This is a genomic window from Pedobacter sp. BS3 (assembly GCF_008274585.1).
Classification (GTDB): domain Bacteria; phylum Bacteroidota; class Bacteroidia; order Sphingobacteriales; family Sphingobacteriaceae; genus Hufsiella_A.
In genome coordinates this window covers 1,128,640-1,146,950 of record NZ_VTRT01000001.1, presented here as the reverse complement: position 1 = coordinate 1,146,950, position 18,311 = coordinate 1,128,640, and the positions used below count along the sequence as shown (strand labels likewise).

The window sequence follows — 18,311 nt, the reverse complement described above, 5'->3', positions numbered from 1 at the left end:
TTATTCTACATTCAATTTATAAACATTTAAAAAATCAGGTTATGGCTAAATCAATTCGATGGTGCCTGCTATTGTACTTTTCCTTATTGACAGTTTTGTCATACGCACAGGATAGAACAATTACAGGTTTAGTAAGCTCAAGAGATGGGAATGAACCTTTAGTGGGAGTAAACGTAACGGTGAAAGGTACATCTGTAAAAACCCAGACAAATGGCGATGGGAAATACGCTATCAGAGTCCCTCAGGGTAGTGGACAATTAGAGTTCAGTTATATTGGATACACAACAAGGATAGTATCCATAGGTTCGCAAGCGCAGCTTAATATAGTGTTGGAAGTCGCAGACAAAAGACTTAACGAAGTAGTAGTGATAGGATACGGCACAGTTAGAAAGGGAGATTTAACAGGCGCTGTTGGCCAGGTGAGTGTGGAAGATATGGAAAAAGCTCCTGTTGCTACCTTTGCCGATGCCTTGGCGGGTAGAGTTGCTGGTGTGCAGGTGGCTTCAAATGATGGGCAGCCAGGTTCTGCTCCTAATATTACCATAAGAGGGGTAGGGTCGTTGACGCAGAGTACAGATCCGCTGTATGTAGTAGATGGTTTTCCGATGGAAAATTTTGACCCTACCACTATAAGTCCGGACAATGTGGAATCAATAAGCGTTTTGAAAGACGCTTCATCAACTGCAATTTATGGAGCTCGCGGGTCTAACGGAGTAATACTGATAGAGACCAAGAAAGGGAAAGTAGGGAAGGCAAGGATTACTTATAATGGTAGTCAGGGATTTAATAAGGTGACAAATAGAATGGAGATGATGGATGGATATGAGTTTGTCAAATTACAATTAGAGCGTTTCCCTGCTGATGCGAAGGCAGTTTATTATCCTGATCTTCAGGCAGGAGAGACACCTGATCCTGAAGTATACAGAAATGCAGAATCTATAGACTGGCAGGATAAAGTATTTCGTCTGGGCACAGTTCAAATACATAACCTTTCTGTAAGTGGTGGAACAGGTGGCACCAAATATCTTGTGTCAGGTTCCTATTATAATCAGAATGGTACCATCATCAATACAGCATTCAATAGATTTAATGGTCGTATTGCATTAGAACAAACCATTAATAAAAAACTATCAACTGGTTTAAGCTTATATTATACGGATAACCATGCATCAGGGCTCGTAGCCGCAGATGATGCATTAAGTGGTACAGCAACCAGCTCTTTCTTTTCAAGTATATGGGGATACAGGCCTGTTACAGGCCCTAATGAATCTTTATATGATTTGGAAACACAGTTGACAGATCCCACACTTAATGCCGCGAGTGACTACAGGATAAATCCCGTAATTATGGCAGAAAATGAGAATCTGCATACAAAAAATTCGATAATTACCGGAAATCTGTCTCTCAAATATAAAATTACCGGAAACTTATTACTGACCGTAAATGGCCGGGCAGACAAAAGGCTAAGAGAATATAATTATTTCTATAATTCTAAAACCAGAAGAGGGATTATGCGCCCCGGAGTAGTGTACGCTGGAGTACAAGGTGGAGCAAATTTCTATCAATATAAGCTTTTCTCTAATGAAAATATTCTCTCTTATGCAAAGGCCTTTGGTAACCATCATCTGGATGTTAAGGGAGGCTTCAGCCTGGAAGGTATCAATACAAGTTATTATGCTTTTGGTTCCCAAAATGTGCCAAATGAGGAGTTGGGGCTGAGTGGCCTTGATCAGGGAGTTCCTGTAACCAATAGGAGTATTATAAGTGATTCAAAGCAAATGTCTTTTTTCGGAAGAGTTGACTATAAATTCAAATCTAAATATTTGCTGACAGCTTCTTATCGGGCTGATGGTTCTTCCAGATTCCCATCAGGTAACAGATGGGGATATTTCCCTTCCGGAGCAATTGCATGGAGAATGAGTGATGAGGATTTTATGAAGCAGGTTAAATTTATAACTGATGCAAAATTAAGAATTGGTTATGGGCTATCGGGTAATAACAGGGTTGGAGATTATGACTATTTATCCTCCATTGAACTGCCGTACACTTATTATTACTCGTTTAATAACCAAACCCCGTCTAGAGGAGCCATAGCCAATACTTTGGGAAACGAATCTCTTAAATGGGAAACCTCTGAACAGGTAAATATTGGTTATGACCTTTCTATGTTTAAAAATCGTATTAACCTGACGGCAGATATATATAGAAGAACGGTACGCGATTTACTGTTACGAGCTAATTTGCCATTAGTGTCGGGCTTTTCTACAGCCTTTAAAAATGTCGGCTCTCTTAAAAATGAAGGATTGGAAATTTCATTGAACACTAAAAATGTAAAAGGAAGAACGTTTAGTTGGGAGAGCAGTTTCAATATAAGTTTTAACAGGAATAAGGTACTTGCCCTGAATGATAATGAACCCTTTATGCTCAACTACATGTCATGGGACAGTAACTATAGTGGAACGCCATTATATAGAACTGAAGTAGGAGGGCCTGCAGCGTCATTCTGGGGAGTTATATGGGATGGTGTATATCAATACAGCGATTTCAATGAAACTTCGCCCGGAGTATATGAACTTAAAGATGAAGTACCTACCAATGGAGATCCGCGGGCTTCTATAAAACCGGGAGATATAAAATACCGAGATTTGAATAATGACGGTATAGTTAATAGTGAAGACAGAACGGTTATAGGAAGAGCGTTCCCTATTCATACCGGAGGTTTCAACAACAATTTTGCTTACAAAAATTTTAAGCTCAATATCTTTTTCCAATGGTCGTATGGTAACGATATTATGAATGCAAATAGAATATATTTTGAAGGAGGTTATAATATAAGGCCTCTGATGAATCAGTTTGCATCTTATAATAACCGTTGGACTCCTGAGAATCAAAATACCAATATGTTTAGAGCAGGTTTAGGCGGTGCAGATTCAGGAGCAGGACCAAATGGAGTGTATTCGTCCATGACATTAGAAGATGGGTCTTATTTACGGCTAAAAACAGTATCACTGGATTATGATATACCTTCCAAATATTTAAAACGGGTAAAAGTAAGCAAGCTTTCTTTAGGATGTTCTGCTCAGAACTTATTTACCTGGACTAATTATACAGGTATGGATCCTGAAGTGGCAGTGAAAAATTCCATTCTGACTCCGGGATTTGACTTTTCTGCATATCCCAGGGCGAAAACAATTGTATTTAGTTTAAAAGCCATTTTATAACAGATAAAGCAAAAAATTATGAAACGGATAATTATATCGGCGCTAAGTATCGTGATGTTACTTCTTGGTTCGTGTGAGAAGTTTCTGGATACCAAACCCAAAGATTTTCTATCTCCTGTAACTTATTATGAAACAGAAGAACAGTTAAATTATGCACTAAATGCGGTGTATGCTACTCTTATTAGTTTTAACACGTATGGAAATGCGATGCATGGATATATGGGTTTACAAGCAGATGAAGGATGGTTCAGAAGAACCGGTGGAGTACAGGTATATAATGTAGTGACGAGCGATCCTTACATAACTAAGTTATGGGCTGAATTTTATAAAGGTATTAATAATGCAAACCTGCTTTTGGAGAATATTAATAAACCAGAAATGGATGAGGAAAAGAGAAAAGTAATAAAGGGTGAAGCGCAGTTTCTAAGGGCTTACTTTTATCTTATTCTGGTGAATAATTTCGGGAATATTCCTTTAAAACTGAAGAGTACTACTTCACCAGGTGAACCAAACATTCCACAAACTCCTGCAAAAGAGGTTTACGAGTTTATTCTCAAAGAAATGATCGAAGCAGAAAAACTTGTATTACCTATAAATGAAATTGGTTTTGGGGGAAGGGTAAGCAAATCTGCTGTTCAGGGCATTATTGCAAGAACGTGCCTGTATATGGCAGGAAATCCTATCAATGATGTCTCTAAATATGAAGATGCTAGAACCTGGGCTAAAAAAGTAATAGATTCTAAATTACATGCTCTTAATCCCAGTTATAAACAGGTTTTTATCAATTATGCACAGGATATATACGATATTAAAGAAAGTATATGGGAAGTTGAATTTTGGGGAAATCGTGAACCTCCTTATGAACAGGCAGGCAGGATAGGAACAAACTTTGGGGTTTTGTATAATGGGTCAACTACAGAAAGCGGCGTGTCTTACGGATGGGTACAAGGCACAAGGTGGCTATACGACTCATATGAAACAGGAGACCTGAGAAGAGATTGGTGTATAGCACCGTACACTATATCGAATGGCGTTGAAGTGGCAAGACCTGCTACCTCAAGATTATTTAGATATGCGGGCAAATGGTATAGAAAATATGAGGCTGCCGGAGCAAGGGAATATCCTAACTCATGTCTCAATTTTGTATTGCTAAGATATTCTGATGTGCTGTTGATGTTTGCAGAGGCCGATAACTATCTTAACGGACCTACGGCAGAAGCCTATAGCGCATTAAATCAAATTAGAAGAAGGGCGTTTGGAATGTCTCCGATTCCATTAACGGAGAATACGATTTTCGCCTCGTGGAAACTGGATACAGAAGCAGGGTCGGGTGGCGTATTGCAAGACGATGAAGGAGAATACAATCTTACTGAACAGGTAACTTTCGCCAACGGCACTTGGTCAGGATACAGCAGTGCCTATCCGTCAGTATTGGACATAAGGGATAGGGCTTGGGTATGCGAAGGATATTTTAAAACAACTAATACGGCGTTACAGAACATCGCAGGAACCAGGTCAACTTATTCTTCTTATTCCGGTTGGGATCTTGTTATGCTGGCGACCGGTTCCGTTCGCTTTTTGGTATCAAAGGGGTCGGGCCAGGCAACAGCTAGTGTTTCCACTCCTACCTCACTTAATCTTAGGGATGGAGAGCGGCATCACTTCGAGGTCAAATGGAATCCCGATGACGGTGCACTAGGAAAAATTACCTTGATCATCGACGGAACAAATGAGTATTCGGCTGATGGTGTTGGTGATTTAGGCGCTAACACAAATCGTCGCTTTTCGATTGGGTCTGATATATATGCTTCTGGCCCCAATCTACTGAAAAGATACCTTTGGAATGGAAACCTGAGTGATTTTAAGTTTTATTATCCGCCAGAACCGGCCGGAGCATCCGGCATTGAATTGTCCGGGTTTACCAAAGAATCTTTACAGGAATATATAATGGCCGAAAGAGCGAGGGAACTGTGTTATGAAGGTTTACGAAAATCGGATTTAAGAAGGTGGGGGAATTTTGTTGAAAGAATGAAAATAGGAGTAGACGAGTTTGCCATAGAAGCCCCTACCAATGCGGGAGTTGAATACTTTAAAAATGCCACCGCCCGTGATGTTCTTTGGCCAATACCTGAACAAGAAAGAGGATTGAACCCATTACTGGACCAGAACTATGGATGGTAATCGATGCTAATATGTAAAGGCAACGTATACTACAAAGGATATAAAGATGAGAAAAATAATAAATAAGAGACACTATACTAAGCTATTGTTGCTGCTTTTAGGATGGATCTTAACATTCAATGCGTTAGCTTCTTATCAGGCGGGCAGTAAACTTATGGCACATTGGCCTTTGGACGTAAATGATAAATCTACATTCATAAAGGATAACACAGGAACTTATAATCTAAATAAGCAGGCATCTGTTGAAAAAGGAACATGGTCGGGTTTTAGCAGCTCGTATTTGCCATCGTTGGATATGCGTAACCTTCCTTGGGTGTTTGAAGGAAACTTCCAGACAACAAACGAGGACGGAAATATAGCGGTTATAGCCGGCACTCGCTCTGCTCTATCAGGTTATACAGGCTGGGATTTTTTAATGTTAAAAGATGGGACATTAAGAGTAATGGCCGTTAATAACGATAAGAAAGGGGTTTCATTAATGTCTTCGGGCCGTAGCTTTAACGATGGAAAAATTCATTTCTTTTCTTTGGAATGGAGCCCCGATGGTGGAAAAGGAACCATTACACTTGTAATAGATCGGAAACACAAATATTCTGTTGCTGGGATAGGTGATTTAGGAGAAAACTCAAAAAGACTGTTTGAAATAGGCTGTCAGGCAGGTAACAGTAGTAAATCTTTATTATGGATAGGAAAACTGCAGAATTTTAAATTTACAGGTGTTCCGCAGGCATCAACGACATCATCCACAGAAACACGTATAGAAAACCTGGATGCAGAAATGAGAACAGGAAAGCCTGTAGATCTAACTGTAAAATGGATAAACGCTACTGAATTAAATATTGAAGGTAAAGGATGGAAAGATACAGAAACACCATATAACAGATTGCCAGCCCGTTTTAAATCTGTGGTGAGAAATCCGGTATGGGCATTAAGCACACATTCGGCGGGTATTGCTCTGCATTTTACCGCTTCCAATACAAAATTTATTACTGCGAAATGGAAATTGAAGAGTAATCCGTTTCTTCCCCACATGACTCCTCTTGGTGTTAATGGGCTCGATTTGTATGTTAAATTAAACGGGAAATGGCAGTGGGCTGGTGTTGGGAAACCGACACGGAGTGATGTTGATAATGAGGCAAGTTTAAAAAACGGAATTCCCGAAACAGGTAAATATGAATATATCCTCTATTTGCCATTATATAGTGCTTTAACTGATATACAGTTGGGTTTTTCGCCAGATGTTAAAATAGAAAAGCCTCATGATCGCGGAAAGCCCCTGGTTTTTTATGGCACTTCAATATTGCAGGGATGTAGCGCCTCAAGACCCGGCATGGCATATCCTTCTATGTTGGGTAGAAGGCTGGATATGCCAACTATCAATCTGGGATTTTCAGGCAATGGTACTATGGATCCGGAATTTGCTGATATACTGGCAGAAATCTCTGCATCAGCTTATATTATAGACTGTCTGCCCAATATGGGAAAGATGAGTTCTGATGAAATTGTAGACCGAACACTTTTTCTTGTAAGAAAACTTCGGGCTAAACGCCCCGAAACACCGATAATACTTGTCGAAGACCGAACGTATGCCTATGCAAATTTTACGGGAGCGGCAGTGCCAAATAATCGCCGGGCAGGATTGAAAAAAGCCTATGAACAACTCCTGAAAGAAAATGTGAAGGCTGTGTCATATATACCGGGAGAAGGGCTGATTGGCTATGATAATGAAGCAACTGTTGATGGGTCTCATCCTACTGATTTAGGCATGTTTCGCTATTGTGAGGTGATAGAGCCCGTATTACGAAAAATTTTAGGTAAGTAAACTACACTAATTTTATTGTTCGATGAATGGCATAAGAAGAATGATAGCCTTATTGGCTTTGCTGTCTGCTTATACAATATCTGCAGAGGCGGAAGAATTATATAAAGCTTTCCCTATAAAGAAGGAAGCTAATACGGGAAATGATTTTCAATGTAAACTATTAGACCTGTATGCCCGTATTTATTCTGATAATTTTCCTGTTACAGAACCAGGGTATCAGTCTGTTAATATTCCGCGAAACTATACTTTAGGCATGCAATTGGCCATCACGGGTTCGAGCACGCAGCAATTCACAATAGTGCTTGACAGCGTAAAAAATGAAGAAGGTACATCCTTTACGGGTGGATTTGCTTTTAGACGACTGTTGCCTGTGCATGTTGAAGGAAATACACAGGGTTCAATGATTAATGTCCCAGGGGGGGCGTTTCCAGATTCCTGGGTACCTTATCTCGTACGGCTTGCACCATTTGATGTTCTGGAGGCAGTAGCAGACACACAAACAACTGCTATCAATGTACCTGCTGAAGAAATTGCAGGCGTATTACTACAAATACAGGTACCTACAGATTGCCCCATTGGGCATTATCAGGGGAATATTAAAATCACGGGCTCGTTAGGAATAGAAAAAAATATCCCGGTTTCGTTTACCGTACACAAAACCGTACTGCCAGAAGATTATTTCCTGGATAGCACACATTGGCTTTCTGAATTGCCTGAAAATCTCAAAAGCGGTACTTCGGTGGAATGGTGGAGCGAAGCACACTGGAATTTACTGGAACGGGCCGGGAAAATGCTGCGGGAAGATGGAGCGAATACGATGTTTACGCCACTTGTTAGTACAGCACATCCACTCATACAAACATTATGGAATAGCCAGACAAAGACATTATCATTTGATTATTCCAGATTCGATCGTTGGGTACACATGTTTGACAGTCTGGGCTTTAAATATTTTGCCGGCCGGCATATGAAGTTAATGGGTTCAGGCCTTACTATTAAAGATAGTGTAACTGGAAATACGATTAGTTTGGGCAGCACACAAATTAACTTTGAATGTTTTCAACAAACATTTCTTAAAGATTTAAATAATCATCTTCAAACGCTGGGGATGTTAAACCGTTATGTACAGCATATATACGATGAGCCTTCACCTGCGGCCCTGAATGAATATAAGCATTATAATAATATCCTGAAACGAACTATGCCGACTGTTAAGTCCATAGATGCCAATAGTTCACACCCGGAATTGTTTACCGATATGATTGGTATACAGGTTTTTAATCTTCCAGGTATTATTCTTCAAAAAAATGATGCGGTGAAGGATCGATTAAGCCAGCATAAGAGTATATGGCTATATAATACCTCAAGTCCCTATCCGCCTTATCCTAACCGTCATCTGGACCAGCCGCTGATTGAGAATCGGTTATGGCCATGGCTGTGTATGAAATATAATGCTTCAGGATATTTATTTTGGGCAGCGAATGAATACCGGGGAGTTCCGGATGAATATCAAACATCATTGGGGCCGCTCCCTAACGGATCGCAAAATCCGGGACACCCACCTGGCGATGCCTGGTTGTATTACCGATCTCCAAATGGCCTGATACCTTCTATGCGGATTATAAGTTTCAGAGAAGGCATGGTTGATGCGACCTTGCTGGCAAAGCTTCGTTCTGCTAATCCATCAAAAGCGCAGGAATTGATAGCAAAGTTGGTCTTTCCCGAAATTGAACAGGGGCAGGACTTGCCTTTTTCTACGTACCTCACCCGGGCAGAAACTATTCCAAAAGGTTATGAAGATTCACCTGCAACGTTTAACGCTGTACGCAAGGAAATGCTTGACTATTTAGACACTATCTATTGAAACAACTTTTATATATAAATACATGCACTTAACAAGATCCATCATTAATAACAGTATTGATACAGCTAAGCTGGTAATTGAACATTTTAACGTAAAACTTCCTGATTTTTACAATTGGAGCCCGGAACAATGGGAACGGGCAGGAGAAGAATATAATGAAATACGTGATTGTATGCTGGGCTGGGACGTTACCGATTTTAACAGTAAAGATTTTTATAATATAGGAAGAGTGCTGTTTACCCTGCGCAATGGGCGTAAAGGAAAAACGGGATATCCTAAAGAGTATGCGGAGAAACTATTGATCGATCCTGAAATTCAGCGTGCACCGGCCCATTTTCATCTCTCAAAGCGTGAAGATTTGATTTGCCGGGCTGGTGGAAATATTCTGGTGCAGGTAACCAAGGCCGATGAAGAAGGCCGGCATTCAACAGAGCGATTTACAATACAGGTAGATGGCTGTACCGTCAAAATGGAACCGGGAAGTATCATCAGGCTTAAGCCGGGAATGAGCGTATGTATTCCGCCCCGCACCATTCATCAGTTTTGGGGTGAGGAAGGTACCGGTTACAAAATAGATGGTGTTGGTTATACTATCAGTAATGAAATATCCAGCGTTTGTGATGATTGGAGCGATAACGTATTCCTGGTAGATTATGCACAACGCTTTCCGGAGATTGAGGAAGATGAAGCCCGGAAATATTATTTGTGTCATGAATATCCGGTGGCGTGTTCATCGGTATAATTTAATCCATTAATCAAATACTTTATGAACAAGATTCTCTATATAATCGGGGCTATTATAGTAATATTAAGCATGCCAGGTAAGCTGGTGCTAGCCCAATCTGCAGATCCAAGAAACATACAAAATGGTTATTCTATCTATGATAACGGATATATCGATCAGCCTTATGTGGTGGTACTAAAAGACGGGCGCTGGTTGTGTGTGTTTACCACAGGAGCAGAATCAGAAAGCCGGCCCGGTCAACATATTGTTTCTGCAATAAGCGTAGATCATGGTAAAACATGGTCAGATGTGGTTGCTATAGAGCCAAATGTTGGGCCAATTTCGTCCTGGGCTATTCCGTACCTAACGTCCTATGGACGGGTATATGTTTTTTACAATTATAATGGAGATAATGTTTCAAAAGTAAACGGCAAACCCATTCGGCAGGCGGGATTATTGGGATGGTATTGCTACAAATTCTCAGATGATAATGGAAAGACATGGTCGCAACGTTACCGCTTGCCGGTACGCAAAACCAGCCTGGACTTTAACAATGATTTTAAGGGTAAAGTGCAAATGTTCTGGGGAATAGATAAACCTGATAAAATAAAAAGCAGCATCTATTTCGCATTTACGAAATTAGGGAAATTTCCCCAGGATATCGGTGAGGGATGGCTGTTTAAGTCGGATAATATTGCTTTTGAAAAAGACCCTGGTAAAATTCACTGGCAAATGCTTCCTGAGGGAGATGCCGGATTACGTAATCCTGCTTTTGGTTCAGTCCAGGAAGAACACAATACCGTTACACTCAGCAACGGCAATATTTATTGTATGTATCGTACGGCAATGGGATTCCCTGCTGATGCCTATAGCCAGGATGCTGGTAAGACCTGGACGCTGCCTCAAAGGGCTGTATATAGCCTCGGTAATACAATCAAAACTCCCAGAGCCTGTCCACGGGTATTCAAATGCGCTAATGGTAAGTATCTGTTTTGGTTTCATAATCATGGAGGTAAAGATTTTAAAGGGCGCAATCCTGCCTGGATTAGCGGGGGAATAGAGAAAAATGGTAAAATCTACTGGTCGCAGCCCGAAATTATACTGTATAGCAATGATTTAACTTATGCCGGTATGAGTTATCCGGATTTGATAGAACAAGACGGCAAGTATTGGATAACCGAAACCCAGAAAACCAAAGCCCGTGTCCATGCGGTAGATGTTGATTTATTGAAAGGTCTGTGGAATCAGCCAACCGCACGAAAACTTATCCGGAAAGGGCTGATTTATAATCAGGCTGGTATTAAAGCGAACAGCACTGTTGCTGCCGGCACCTTACCCAATCTACAAGAAGGAGGTTTTACAATTGATCTCTGGCTTGAGTTAAAAGATATGGAACCGGGGCAGATTGTATTAGATAACCGGGATAATCAGGGTAAAGGCGTCCGTTTAATAACCACGCCACAGCATACGCTAAGGCTGGAACTAAGTGATGGAAAGCACACCGAAGGCTGGGATACCGATCCCGGAACCCTCGCTGCAGGCAAATTACATCATGTAGTTTTTATTGTAGATGGCCTGCCCGATATTATCACCGTTGTTGTAGATGGAAAACTATGCGACGGAGGAACGGCCCGTATACATGGCTGGGGCAGATTCAGTGATAAAATGCAAAATATAGGTAATAATGCGATATGGAAACTTGCTCCGGCGCTGCATGGCTCCCTTGTGAACCTCAGATTGTACAACCGTTACCTCACCACATCCGAGGCCATCAGTAATTTTCACGCAGGCATTAAAAGAAAATAACATGTTCAACACCTCCTTTTTACGGATAATTATCTGTTTTGCGTACCTGTTTTCTTCGGGCCTGGTCTTATATGCGCAGGAGAGTGAGCGCTACCCGCTTATTCCCAAGCCGGTAAAACTTGTACCGGGAAAAGGGTATTTTGATATCACTGCAAAGACAAAAGTTATCCTGGATAACAATAATCCGGCATTAAAAACAGCAGCCGGTTTCCTTATTGAGTTGATTGAACATTCCACAGGTTATAAGCTGGGTTATGGGAATAAGGGAAATCATAAAAACAGTATCTGTTTCTCAATAGATAATACCATCGTTAACGACGAGGGATACCAGTTATCGGTAACGGGTAAGATAGTGATGATAAACTATAAAACCCCGCGTGGAGCGTTCTGGGCCGTTCAGACATTACGGCAACTCATGCCGCCGGATGTTGAAACAAAAGATGGTCATGTGAAAAATCTTACCATTCCAGCCGTTCAAATTGAGGATACTCCCCGTTTTGCATATCGCGGGGCGTTATTAGACGTGGCCCGTCATTTTTTTTCGGTGGAGTTTATAAAAAAGTATATCGATGCACTTTCGTTTTATAAGATCAACACGCTTCATCTGCATCTCAATGATGATCAGGGATGGCGGATAGCCATTGAAAAATATCCGCGTTTGCAAACAGTGGCTGCCTGGCGTAAAGAAACCTTGGTTGGCCACCGGCTGGATGTGCCCGAAAAATTTGATGGTAAACCACATGGCGGTTACTACACGCGGCAGCAGCTTGAAGACCTGGTGGCGTATGCCGGCAAACATTTCATGACCATTATTCCTGAAATAGATGTCCCCGGACATTCACAGGCTATACTGGCAGCTTATCCAAATCTGGGATGCAAAGCCGATACAACGTATGAAGTTTCAACACGCTGGGGTGTGCATAAGGAAATACTCTGCCCTAAAGAAGAAACGTTTAAATTCCTGGAGGACGTACTCACCGAAGTGATGGATATCTTTCCAAGCAAATACATCCATATCGGAGGCGATGAGGTACCCAAAGACCGGTGGAAAGAATCGGCATATTGCCAGAACCTGATTCGAACATTGAATCTGAAGGATGAACATGGTCTGCAAAGCTATTTTATCGGCCGGCTTGAAAAGTTCCTGAATTCAAAAGGGCGTGAAATTATAGGTTGGGATGAGATCCTGGAAGGCGGTCTGGCTCCAAATGCTACGCTGATGTCGTGGCATGGCGAGAAAGGTGGAATAGCTGCCGCCCGGCAAAACCATCAGGTAATTATGACACCCAGCGCTTATACCTATGTGAATTTGTACCAGACAAAAGACAGGAAACAGGAACCCTTTTCTAACGGGGGCTTTTTACCTTTAGAAAAAGTATATTCCTATAATCCGGTACCTGCCGGTTTAACACCGGATGAAGCCCGGTATATTCTGGGTACGCAGGCCTGTTTATGGACAGAATATGTTACCAATGAACGAGACGCTGAGTTTATGACATTTCCGAGGGCCTGTGCTCTGGCTGAAGTAGGATGGACATCTTTGGCACAAAAGGATTATAATGGCTTTCTGCGCAGGTTAAATTATAATCTCAGGCATTTGGATAAGATGAAGATGGATTTTTTTAAGTACTATAGTAATGCGAATTGAATTTATCGGATTCAGTTTGTTTCAGTTCTTTTAATAAAGGCTTAAAAGGATATCAGAACAAAACCATACAACACAATTACATTATAAACCTAAAATGACCAGTCAAAATATAACCGCCGGCAAACGATGGTATCGCCTGATGCCTATTGTTTTTGTAACGTATAGTCTCGCTTACCTTGACCGTGCAAATTTTGGATTTGCCGCTGCCGGCGGCATGGCCGACGATCTGAATATAACGCCGGCGATGGTATCCCTGCTGGGATCGCTGTTCTTTCTGGGTTATTTCCTTTTCCAGATTCCCGGGGCGCATTATGCTGCAACCAAAAGCACAAAAAAACTGATTTTCTGGTCGCTGGTATTATGGGGCGTATTAGCAACCATAACAGGTATAGTGAATAATATCAGCATCCTGATCGTTATCCGGTTTATGCTTGGAGTTGTTGAAAGTGCGGTAATGCCGGGTATGCTGATACTGTTGAGTAATTGGTTTACAAAAAGCGAGCGATCCAAGGCGAATTCGTTTTTAATTCTGGGCAATCCGGCAACGATGCTGTGGATGTCTATTCTATCGGGATATTTAATTGACGCGGTGGGCTGGAGAGGGATGTTTATCATTGAAGGAGTACCCGCGGTGATCTGGGCCTTTTTTTGGTGGGAACAGGTTGGCGACAAACCCCGGGATGTAAAATGGTTGTCAGACCATGAAAAACAGGTTATAGAAAACCAGTTACAACAGGAGCAGGAACATATCAAACCGGTTAAGAATTATGTAACAGCTTTTAAATCGAGATTCGTGGTATTGCTGAGCCTGCAATTTGCTTTATGGAGTATCGGCACGTATGGATTTATGATGTGGCTGCCCTCTGTAATTAAAGCTGCCCCGGATATGGATATTGTAGAAACCGGATGGCTTTCATCCATTGCTTACGCATTTGCCATTATCGGGATGATTAGTGTGTCGTATTTCTCTGATAAAACCTTAAACCGGAAGACATTTGTCTGGGCATTTCTGTTAATCAGCTCACTTGCTTTTTACGGTTCTTATTTGGTTGGAGCAAGCAATTTCTGGTTGTCGTTTGTGCTGCTGGTCATAGCAGGCGCATCATTATGTGCGCCGTTTGGACCTTTCTTTGCCCTGATAGCCGAAACATTACCCCGCAACGTAGCGGGAGTATCTATTGCGTTGATAAATAGTATTGGCGCTTTAGGCTCTTTTGTAGGATCTTATATTGTGGGTTATCTTCACGGAACAGGCCAGGTCGGACAATCGTTTTTATTTATGTCGGGGTCACTGTTCCTGGCATCCGTTTTAGTTATACTTGCGGTGCGTGGCAGAAAGCCATAGCAAAGATTTATAAAAAACGTTGGATTTCTCTCCTTAGTCCATCCCTGACAGACCAACAATATTCACAGGTGATGTTCCGCCCTACCCTTGGGGTTGACCAAAAAGCTCCCGTCATCCCGATGGTCTCCTCTCCCGAGACTTCGTATAGGCGTCAAGTTAAGAGCTAAAAGCCCCTGCCGTCCTTCCGCCCCGAGTACTCGGGGGATCCGGAATCTCCTAAATAGCAGCATAAGCGCCACTTTACTCCCGAAGTCTCGGGATAAATCAAGTTCAGGGTGACGGGGTTCCGGGCTTTTTAGTTCTGTCTGTGTTGCCACTTCACTTACTGCTTTTTTTGATAATAACTATCTAAAAATCAATAAATTAATAGTAAATCCATAAAATTATCTTGAGGCCTATGCGAGACTTCGGGATCGAAATGACACTACTTTTTGACTTTTTAGTTAGCCCCGAATCTGTTTATACCGATAAGATAAACTTTGACAACTTTTAAAAAGTTGTCAAAGTTAACTAAGGCACTTAAGTTAAGCCCAGAACACTATGCCTAGCTGAAACTTAAGCCAGGCATGAGAAAGAATACTACGATCAAAGCTCCCTCTCCTTGCGCCACCGCTAAAGCTAAGGTGGTACGCGGTCGGAGAGGGCTGGGGAGAGGCCCACTACCTCATACTGCTCATAAACTTCGATTCAAACGCTTTAAAGCTGTTATCCAGTTGCGTGTGCAAAGCCGTTTGGTTGTTTTGCTGGGTTAGAGTCACCAGTTGGTTCAATACCGACATACCTAACTGGATATCGTTGGTGCTCAGGTTTTCTTTTGATTTCGAGATCTCATACATATACTCCAGTTCCTTATCCAGGTAATCGGCGGTCTGCTTAACCAGGGTATTCGCTTTATCCGTTTCTTTCAGCTTGTACAGCATGTCGGCGGTATAGAAGCGGTGTATGGTGAAATACAAGGAGTAGTTTTTATCGGGAACAACCTCCAGGCTTTTATCAATGGCCTTTTTTGCTTTATCAATTTCGCCGGCATTGTATAATGATTGGGCAAGCTCGTTGAAGCTTTTGATCACAATACCGATCATCCGTGAGCTTTCGGGATCAAGGTAACGGGCATTTTTCATATTTCCCCATACAAACTTGTTCACCATATTATTATACATAGGCTCGGGGTTTAACCGGTCATCCTGCTGCTGGGTAGTATCTTCGGCGGCAGGTTTTAAAGGAAGCAGCCGTGAGGCAAATCCTTCGTTATACAGGTATTTATCCAGGCCGATAAAATTGCTGGATGGCACGGTAACGGCAAAATAAACCGGACGTTTCCAGTTGTTATGCGCCAGGATATCGATCATTCCCAGCTCGGTTTTGGTAACATAATTTTTGTTGTATTTCCATTCCATCACCGGGATAATGCTGTCGCGTAAAGCGGCGCTTACCGTATTGGTGGCAATTACCTGGTCGGGATTGATCGTTAATTTGAAGTTTTTGGTCGGGAGGAAATTCTCTTTCGAACCATCCTGGTAAGTTAATTTATCATTATCATTATCGGATGTAATGATATCGAAAATATCCTTCAATTCAACCGATCCATCAATTTTGTACTGATCGTTGTAGCGGATAACATCGCGTACGCCTTGTACAAACTTATCATCCGGCATGGTGATCGGCAGCGGGTCGGCTTCGTTTACCTTATACTTTTGCTGGCGCAGGTACCAGTCGGTTCCCAATAAGCTCAGGTTAACAATGCGCACATCCGGACGTACGTTTTCCACTTCCTGTACATACCACAGCGGATAGGTATCGTTATCACCATACGTAAACAGAATGGCATTTGGTGCGCATGATTCGAGGTAATCTTTCGCAAAATCGCGTACTGTATATTTGGTGGAGCGGTCGTGATCATCCCACCCGTCTTTTGCCATAAGTACCGGGGCCGCGAAGATGCCGATAACGGTTGCCAGTATAGCGCCGTTTACCGGGTTCATTTTCTTTTTCAGGAAATCGGCTATGCAGGCAACGCCCATACCTATCCATATCGCGAAAGCGTAGAACGAACCGGCATACGCGTAATCACGCTCACGGGGCTGCAACGGCGTTTGGTTAAGGTAAAGCACAATGGCCAGACCGGTAAAGAAAAATAATAAACCGACAACGCCGGCATCTTTCTGCTTGCGTTTAAAGTGCCAGAATGCACCTAATAATCCAAGTATCAGCGGAAGCATATAAAAACGGTTATAACCGTTATTGCCGGCAATGCTTGGCGGTAAATTATCCTGCGGGCCCAAACGCAGCGCATCCAGGAATTTAATACCGGTTATCCAGTTACCATCGGTATAATTACCATTGCCCTGTGTATCGTTCTGCCGACCTGAGAAATTCCACAGGAAATAACGGGCATACATAAAGCCGGACTGGTAGCTGAACAAAAAGCCCAGGTTATCGGTAAAGGTTGGCGATTGATCCTGCCCCAAACCCATCCAGTCGCGGTAATAACCCACATGTTGCGGATCATCGCTGTACATGCGTGGCAGCAAGGTATTGCGGTCGTATATCTGGTCAAATTTGCGGCCGGCAACTTCGTATTTTTCTTTGCCCTTGCGGTAAATTTTTTCGCCTTCCTCGTAATCAATAGGCTTTGAGTCAAAATACGGGCCGTATAATAAAGGACGATCACCGTATTGCTCACGGTTCAGGTAGCTTAAAAATGAAAAGGCATTGTCGGGGTCATTGTTGTTCAGTGATGGATTGGCTTTTGCCCGGATAATAACCATGGCAAAGGAGCTGTAGCCTATCAGGATAAAAGCGAAACAGACCAGCGCCAGGTTAAGTATAGGCTTAGCCCGTTTGATGGAATACAGAATACCATATATAATAGCAGCAATGAGCAGTACAGAAAAGACAATAACTCCACTGCCAAAGCCCATTCCCAGCGAGTTAACAAAGAACAGGTCAAAATAAGCGGCAAATTTAATGAGGTATTGAATAATGCCATATTGTATAACGGCAAGGATGATACATCCAACAATAAGCGCTACGATAACACCCTTATTGGTTGGCTTAGCCGTTCTTCTGAAATAGTAAACCAGCGCTATTGCCGGTATGGCCAGCAGGTTAAGCAGGTGCACACCAATGGAAAGGCCCATCACATAAGCAATAAAAATAAGCCAACGGTCGGCTTTGGGCTCATCAGCATGAGCATCCCATTTTAAGATGGCCCAGAATACAATGGCCGTACATAATGACGACATGGCATATACTTCAGATTCAACGGCAGAGAACCAGAAAGAATCAGAGTAAGTATAGGCTAAGGCACCAACAAGACCCGAGCCCATGATAATAACCAGCTTGGAGATGGTAAGCTCTTCGCCGGGTCTCCACACCACCTTACGCACCAGGGCTGTGATTGTCCAGAACAGGAAGAGAATAGTTGCCCCGCTTGAAAGCGCCGAGCCAACATTCATCCAGTAGGCCAGCCTGTGAATATCGCCCATGGCCAGTAATGAAAACATTTTTTGTATCATTAAAAACAGCGGAGCGCCGGGCTGATGCACAATTTGCAGCTTATAGGCGGCAGAAATAAATTCGCCGCAGTCCCAGAAACTGGCAGAAGGCTCCAGGGTAAGCACATAGGTTAACGATGCAATTACAAAGCATACCCAGCCTAAAATGTTGTTGGTTTTTGTATAGTTCATCATAAAATACC

General features: G+C 42.2%; 9 protein-coding genes. 8 read left to right on the top strand and 1 reads right to left on the bottom strand.

The annotated features are described in order from the left end of the window. Positions 1–41 precede the first annotated feature (41 nt). From FW774_RS04855 to FW774_RS04820, 8 genes are all read left to right on the top strand, one after another. Complete coding sequence (locus FW774_RS04855) at positions 42–3,221, top strand: SusC/RagA family TonB-linked outer membrane protein (RefSeq protein ID WP_149346994.1); 3,180 nt, start codon at positions 42–44, stop codon at positions 3,219–3,221. Between the two features lie 18 nt (positions 3,222–3,239). Continuing rightward, on the top strand, positions 3,240–5,402 hold the full coding sequence (locus FW774_RS04850) for a RagB/SusD family nutrient uptake outer membrane protein (RefSeq protein ID WP_149346993.1): 2,163 nt from the start codon (positions 3,240–3,242) through the stop codon (positions 5,400–5,402). 46 nt (positions 5,403–5,448) lie between these two features. Then, complete coding sequence (locus FW774_RS04845; RefSeq protein ID WP_149346992.1) at positions 5,449–7,224, top strand: SGNH/GDSL hydrolase family protein; 1,776 nt, start codon at positions 5,449–5,451, stop codon at positions 7,222–7,224. 22 nt (positions 7,225–7,246) lie between these two features. Continuing rightward, positions 7,247–9,088 (top strand): glycoside hydrolase domain-containing protein, encoded by a 1,842-nt coding sequence (locus FW774_RS04840; protein ID WP_149346991.1) that lies wholly within the window; start codon positions 7,247–7,249, stop codon positions 9,086–9,088. Between the two features lie 22 nt (positions 9,089–9,110). Then, complete coding sequence (locus tag FW774_RS04835; RefSeq protein WP_149346990.1) at positions 9,111–9,830, top strand: D-lyxose/D-mannose family sugar isomerase; 720 nt, start codon at positions 9,111–9,113, stop codon at positions 9,828–9,830. A gap of 24 nt (positions 9,831–9,854) precedes the next feature. Beyond that, a complete protein-coding gene (locus FW774_RS04830) occupies positions 9,855–11,618 on the top strand; it encodes a LamG-like jellyroll fold domain-containing protein (protein WP_149346989.1) in 1,764 nt (587 codons plus the stop codon). Between the two features lies 1 nt (position 11,619). Continuing rightward, a complete protein-coding gene (locus FW774_RS04825; protein WP_149346988.1) occupies positions 11,620–13,266 on the top strand; it encodes a beta-N-acetylhexosaminidase in 1,647 nt (548 codons plus the stop codon). Between the two features lie 94 nt (positions 13,267–13,360). After that, entirely contained in the window at positions 13,361–14,611 is a 1,251-nt protein-coding gene (locus FW774_RS04820; RefSeq protein ID WP_149346987.1) for an MFS transporter, read from the top strand. A 659-nt stretch (positions 14,612–15,270) separates the two neighbouring features. Here FW774_RS04820 and FW774_RS04815 read toward each other — a convergent pair. Then, the gene (locus FW774_RS04815) at positions 15,271–18,300 is read right to left on the bottom strand and encodes a protein O-mannosyl-transferase family (RefSeq protein ID WP_149347169.1); all 3,030 of its coding nucleotides are present in this window, start codon (positions 18,298–18,300) and stop codon (positions 15,271–15,273) included. Positions 18,301–18,311: the final 11 nt, after the last annotated feature.